This is a genomic window from Planktotalea sp. (genome assembly GCF_039984035.1).
Classification (GTDB): Bacteria; Pseudomonadota; Alphaproteobacteria; order Rhodobacterales; family Rhodobacteraceae; genus Planktotalea.
The window spans coordinates 1-5,979 of record NZ_JBDWVM010000445.1; the positions used below are offsets into that span (position 1 = coordinate 1).

General features: G+C 54.1%; 7 protein-coding genes. 3 read left to right on the plus strand and 4 right to left on the minus strand.

Annotation, left to right across the window (positions count from 1 at the left end):
* The 3 genes from eno to ABJQ89_RS19760 all read right to left on the minus strand — a co-directional run.
* A partial coding sequence (eno, locus tag ABJQ89_RS19750; protein ID WP_348497868.1) for a phosphopyruvate hydratase occupies positions 1-1,183 on the minus strand: 1,183 nt, incomplete at its 3' end.
* 79 nt (positions 1,184-1,262) lie between these two features.
* Positions 1,263-2,135 carry a DMT family transporter gene (locus ABJQ89_RS19755; protein ID WP_348497869.1) on the minus strand — a complete coding sequence of 291 codons (873 nt, stop codon included), beginning with the start codon at positions 2,133-2,135 and terminating at the stop codon, positions 1,263-1,265.
* Positions 2,136-2,138: 3 nt separating this feature from the next.
* Positions 2,139-2,561, minus strand: a complete 423-nt coding sequence (locus ABJQ89_RS19760) for a Fur family transcriptional regulator (RefSeq protein ID WP_348497870.1) — start codon at positions 2,559-2,561, stop codon at positions 2,139-2,141.
* A gap of 203 nt (positions 2,562-2,764) precedes the next feature.
* On the opposite strand from ABJQ89_RS19760, the gene ABJQ89_RS19765 reads away from it, so the two are divergent.
* The 3 genes from ABJQ89_RS19765 (at position 2,765) to ABJQ89_RS19775 (ending at position 5,139) form a co-directional block, all read left to right on the plus strand.
* A complete protein-coding gene (locus ABJQ89_RS19765) occupies positions 2,765-4,135 on the plus strand; it encodes a DEAD/DEAH box helicase (RefSeq protein ID WP_348497871.1) in 1,371 nt (456 codons plus the stop codon).
* A gap of 367 nt (positions 4,136-4,502) precedes the next feature.
* A complete protein-coding gene (locus ABJQ89_RS19770; protein ID WP_348497872.1) occupies positions 4,503-4,709 on the plus strand; it encodes a hypothetical protein in 207 nt (68 codons plus the stop codon).
* Complete coding sequence (locus ABJQ89_RS19775) at positions 4,696-5,139, plus strand: hypothetical protein (protein WP_348497873.1); 444 nt, start codon at positions 4,696-4,698, stop codon at positions 5,137-5,139. Before ABJQ89_RS19770 ends, ABJQ89_RS19775 begins: the two co-directional genes overlap by 14 nt.
* 108 nt (positions 5,140-5,247) lie before the next feature.
* Here the strand turns inward: ABJQ89_RS19775 and ABJQ89_RS19780 are convergent.
* Positions 5,248-5,979, minus strand: a 732-nt coding sequence (locus tag ABJQ89_RS19780) for a DUF533 domain-containing protein (protein ID WP_348497874.1), incomplete at its 5' end; no start/stop codon positions are given.

Genomic DNA, 5,979 nt, shown 5'->3' on the forward strand with positions numbered 1-5,979 from the left:
AGCGCGCAAGGGAACCGGTTTTGATCTGGCCACAGTTGGTCGCAACGGCGAGATCGGCAATCGTTGCATCCTCCGTTTCGCCAGAGCGGTGTGACATCACGTTGGTGAACCGCGCGCGGTGGGCCATGTCGACAGCTTTAAGAGTTTCGGACAACGTCCCGATTTGATTCACTTTTACCAGCATGGAGTTCGCGCTACCGCGTTCGATACCCATCGCCAGACGCTCTGGATTGGTGACGAACAAATCATCGCCCACAAGCTGAATGCGATCACCGATCAGATCAGTCAGCGCTTTCCAGCCATCCCAATCGTCTTCGTCCATACCGTCTTCAATAGAGATGATCGGATAGTCGTTCACAAGCGCTTCGAGGTATTTGGCGTTCTCTTCGGACGTCAGCGATTTGCCTTCGCCTGCGAAGACGTATTTGCCGTCTTTGTAGTATTCTGTCGCTGCGCAATCGAGCGCGAGGTAAACGTCTTCACCTGGTGTGTAGCCCGCTTTGGTGATGGAGTTCATGATGAAATCCAGCGCTTCGCGGGTGGAGCCAATGTTTGGCGCAAAGCCGCCTTCATCGCCGATACCTGTCGAGAGGCCAGCCGCTGTCAGCTCTTTCTTCAGCGTGTGGAAGATTTCGGAACCCATGCGCACTGCTTCGCGGATGTTGGCCGCAGAAACAGGCATGATCATGAATTCTTGGATGTCGATCGGGTTGTCCGCGTGCTCACCGCCGTTGATGATGTTCATCATCGGAACGGGCAGGGTGCGCGCAGATGTGCCGCCTACATAGCGGAACAATGGTTGCATGGAGAAATCAGCCGCCGCTTTGGCAACCGCCAAGGAGACGCCCAAAATTGCGTTTGCGCCAAGGCGCGCTTTGTTTGGTGTGCCGTCGAGTTCGATCATCATGGAATCGATCAACTCTTGCTCTGTCGCGTCCATGCCTACCAGTTCTTCGGCGATTTCGCCGTTGACGGCTGCGACGGCTTCTAGAACGCCTTTGCCCATGTAGCGTGCTTTGTCGCCATCGCGCTTTTCAACCGCTTCATGTGCGCCTGTAGAGGCACCAGAGGGAACGGCCGCGCGGCCCATTGTGCCGTCTTCGAGCACAACATCGACCTCAACAGTTGGGTTGCCCCGGCTGTCTAGGATTTCGCGGGCATGGATATCAATAATAGCGCTCATGGGAGGGGCGTCCTTTTATGATTTTAAAGTTGAGGCTTCATTACACTGGGTAAACCGCAGAGGAAACCCTGTTAGCGCCTTAACTGTTAGCGTTAACATTGGCGTTTCTTTCCCGCCACATCACAAACAGGCCTGATCCGATGACAATCGCCGCACCGACAAGGGTCAGGGCGTCAGGGCGTTCATTGAAAAAGAGCACTGCGAGGATCAAAGCAAAGACTAAGCGCGTGTATCGGAAGGGCGTGACATAAGAGACGTCACCGCTGCGCATAGCGGCGGTGATTGCGTAGTAACCAATTGCGTTGAAGGCAGAGGCGAGAAGGGCAAAGCCCCAACCAGGTAGGCTCGGCAGGGCATGGGGGCCTGTGAAGGGCATTAAGAGCAGACCAGCAAGGATCAGAACCGCTGTGCCCCATGTCGCCAATTGGAAGGTGCCCACGTTTTGCGGCATCGTGCGCGTGATCAAATCGCGCGAGGACAGCGCCATAGCAGCGCCAACAGCAAAAAGCGCGCCGACGGAGACACCATCAGCATCAGGACGCAGCATCAGCAAAACACCAAAGAAACCGATTGCGACGGCAATCCATCTGCGTGGGCCGACGTGTTCCTTCAACATGAGCGCCGCGCCAATTGTTACAAAGAGCGGAACGCCTTGCAGCAAGGCAATAACGAGCGAGAGCTCTCCATTGGCCAAGGCGCTGACAACACAGATCGCAGCGATACCTTCAATAAAGTTGCGCAGAACCACTTTGCGTGACCAGAGCAGCGGCGAAATCGGCGGTTGGCCTGCGCGTTGAGCGAGAAAGGCAAAAACCAAGGCGCTCGGCACGGACATCAGAATCAAAAGCACGGCAACCGACATATAGGTCGAGCCGAATTTCACGAATGCATCTGCCACAGCAAAGAAGGCCATGGAAAAGATCATTAAAAGCGCCGCGCGGGTGTTTCCCACGCTCTATTGCGCCTTGGGCTTTATGGGAACGCCGTAGAGTTCGAGTTTATGACCCTTTAGTTCATAGCCAAGACGCTTTGCGATACGCTCTTGCAGCTCTTCGATCTCAGGATCGACGAATTCGATCACTTCGCCAGAGTTCATATCAATAAGGTGATCATGATGATCACGCTCTGCATCTTCATAGCGGGCGCGGCCATCGCCGAATTCGAGTTTATCGAGAATGTCGGCTTCTTCAAACAGCTTGACGGTGCGGTACACCGTTGCAATTGAAATGCTGCAATCGAGCGCAGAGGCGCGCGCATAGAGCTCCTCTACATCGGGATGATCATCACTGGATTCCAGAACAGAGGCAATGACCCTGCGTTGGCCTGTCATGCGCAGGCCTTTGGCCTCGCAGCGCTCAATGATTGTTTTGTCGGCCATAGTCTCGAGTTCCTGCGCGGTTGGACTGATGGTGTAGCGCAACGTTTGGTGCGGGAAAAGGGGCGCTGCGCTTGACTCGAGCCTACATTAGGATCATGTGCGGCACAAATGCTGCAAGATGTGTTGAAACGGGGTCTTGGATGATCCTGAGCACAGCCTAAAACGGGCACAGCGGCAAAGAGATCCCTAAAGGACAAAATCCGTTGAGTGAATTTGAATCGATGGGCCTGCCCGAACGGTTAGTGAACCGTTTGAACGACCTAGGCCTTAAACAACCGACCCCTATCCAAGCGCGCGCAATCCCTGAGGCGTTGAATGGCCATGACGTGCTTGGCCTTGCGCAGACCGGCACCGGTAAAACCGCCGCCTTTGGTCTGCCGCTGATCACGCTATTGAGCGAAAACCCGGGCCGACCATCGCCCAAGACTGTGCGCTCCCTCGTACTTGCGCCGACGCGTGAACTCGCAGGGCAGATTGTTGAAAACCTAAAGGCCTATACCCAAGGCACGCCAATCAAGGTGGCTTTGGTCGTGGGCGGTGCATCCATCAACGTGCAATCTAAGCGCCTTGAAAAGGGCGTGGACATCCTTGTGGCGACACCGGGTCGTTTGCTTGATCTACTGGATCGCCGTGCGCTGACATTGAATGAATCGCATTTCTTGGTGCTTGATGAAGCGGATCAAATGCTTGATCTCGGCTTTATCCACGCGCTGCGCAAAATTGCAGAACTTCTGCCAGAACAACGCCAGACGATGCTCTTCTCGGCTACAATGCCAAAGCAGATGAACGAAATCGCTGGCGCATATCTCAAAAGCCCACGCCGCATTCAGGTTTCTGCACCGGGCAAGGCTGCGGATAAGGTCACGCAGGTCGTGCACTTCATCGCAAAGACGGAAAAGCAATCGCTGCTGATCGAGCTGTTGAAAGAGCACAAAGACGAGCGCACGCTGGTCTTTGGCCGCACGAAACATGGCTGTGAAAAGCTGATGAAACAATTGGTCGCGAAGGGTTTTTCTGCGACCTCTATTCACGGCAATAAGAGCCAAGGCCAGCGCGAGCGTGCATTGGCTGCGTTCAAAAAGGGTGAAGTCAAAGTACTCGTCGCGACGGATGTTGCCGCGCGTGGCCTCGATATCCCTGATGTGAAACACGTTTATAACTATGAGCTGCCGAATGTTCCGGACGCCTATGTGCACCGCATCGGGCGCACCGCGCGTGCGGGCAAAGACGGCGCCGCGATTGCCTTCTGCGCACCGGACGAGATGGACCTACTCAAGGACATCGAAAAGACCATGAAGATTTCGATCCCTGTGGCCTCTGGCACGCCTTGGGTTGATTTCGATGGCCCATCTGCCAAGAGCCGTTCAGGTATGGGCGGACGTGGCAAAGGCGGCGGCGGTGGCCGTGGTCGCCCCGGCGGCGGTGGCGGTAGACCGGGCGGCGGTGGTCGTCGCGGTGGCAAGCCAGGCGGCGGAGGGCGCCCCCAAGGAAGCGGTGAAGGCGGCAAGCCTGCAGGTGGTGGCGGCAGACGTCGCCGTAAAGGCGGCGGCGGTGGCGGTAAGCCAAGCGCTTAAGTCAAGACGAATGAGTGATTTAAGGAGGGGCTGGGAAACCAGCCCTTTTTTATTGTCGAAAAAAGAATGGCCATTGTAGTGAGCTCGAGCACGACGCGCGAATGCGTCTTTTCTCTTGTTTGTTGCTGGGAGTTGAAAGACAAAACCTCTATTTATCAAAATTCATTCCAACTGAAAGAAATTGAAATTATGTAAGGTCAAGGGTAATTCTCTGAATTGTTACAATAGGTGCTAGTATTTAAAAATGAATATCCTCTTTATTTGCAGTATGAACAAATGGCGCAGCCCGACAGGAGAGGCGATATTTCGACGGCATGAATTGATAAACACGCGCTCCGCTGGAACAAGTCGAAAGGCGCGTCGGCAGGTGAATGAAGCAGATATTTGTTGGGCCGATGTGATTTGTGTGATGGAGGAAAAACACCTTTCGCGTTTGAGAACTGATTTTCGAAAAGCGTTAAAACACAAAGTCCTCCACGTTCTCGACATTCCCGATGATTATCAATTTATGGACCCTGAGTTGATCGAATTGATCACTGACGCAGTGGAGCCAATGATCGATGTGGTTAACTGAGGTTAGAGAGAATGAAAGTTTTTGTAACATGATTGCCGTAAGGAATTATTTGTTGATTTCGCTTTGCGCAACAATTGCCTCACTTGTTATGATAGTCGTCTGGTTGTTTCTCTCGGGGGCGCAGTCTGTTTCGCAAACTTTTCCTATACGCTTTCTTCCGTTAGCGGTCGGAGTTACGTTTTTGTATGCTCTGATTTACTCTGGTGGTTATTTGATTGTTAGAGCTTTTCGATCTCTTGGAATTCAGTCCAGTGGAGCTGAAGCGCTAATTCTAGTGCTCTATTTGACAGGATTTATGATCCCAAAAGCGTTGAACCTCTATAAGAAAGTGAATTTAGAACCTTCAATGGAGGCACATCAGTTTTTGGTATTGTTGATGGTCGTCTGCGCTGCTTCTGCTAAGTTTGCAGCATGCTATTTGAAGGATTAAAGGCGCATTTGTTTAAAAAGACGAGTATCCTCTGTTTGCTGCGCAACCAAAGGAGGATGCCGCGACACATATGTGCGCGGCATTCATGTTCTTGATTAGGCTATAGACTTACCCCGTCACACCCATCTGCATGTTGAGCATCTGCGCCGTGGCCTGATCAATGCCGAGCGCGTCGGCGAGGGCGGCCATGTAGGCTTTTTCCGCAGGTGTATCGACACGGATCGACATCATGGACATGGAATACAGCTGAATTTTCTGCGCGTCTGGTGTGTCAGCGGCAAGGGCTTCAACGTCGACTGGCGCGGCCAGTTGTTCTTGAACGAATGCGATGTCTTCTGCATCAGCATCTTCGCCAACGGTTTCCAAAATCTTCGCGCGTTCTGAATCGTCGATGTCGCCATCGCATTTCGCGGCTTGGATCATCGCGCGTAGCATCAATGCGGCTGTTGCTTCTGCATCTGGTGCGACGGGTGTGTCAGCGCCAAAGCCATCAAGCATATCGCCCACGCCTTTGCCGCCCATCGCAGCCGCGCCGCCAAGTGCCGCGAAGACGCCAGCAAGGCCCGCACCGCCAGCAGCGCCGCCCATGGAGGAGAGCAATCCGCTCGCATCTGCTTCGTTGCCTTCCGCCGCTGCGTTGCCGCCGCCCATGAGACCGCCGAGCATGCCTTGAATGTCCATGCCACCGCCCGCTGCGCCGCCTGTCATTTGCTGCATCATAGCCGCCATCGGATTTGCGCCTGCATCGCTGCCCTCTGAGCCGCCGGTCAATTTACCCATCATGTCAGCCATTGGATTGGACGCGGCTTCGCCTTCAGCGCTCGCGCCGCCGCCCATCAT

Excerpts from the sequence above, each read along its gene's own strand:
- ABJQ89_RS19775 (WP_348497873.1), top strand. The coding sequence starts at position 4,696 with ATGTGGTTAACTGAGGTTAGAGAGAATGAAAGTTTTTGTAACATGATT.
- ABJQ89_RS19760 (WP_348497870.1), bottom strand. The coding sequence starts at position 2,561 with ATGGCCGACAAAACAATCATTGAGCGCTGCGAGGCCAAAGGCCTGCGC.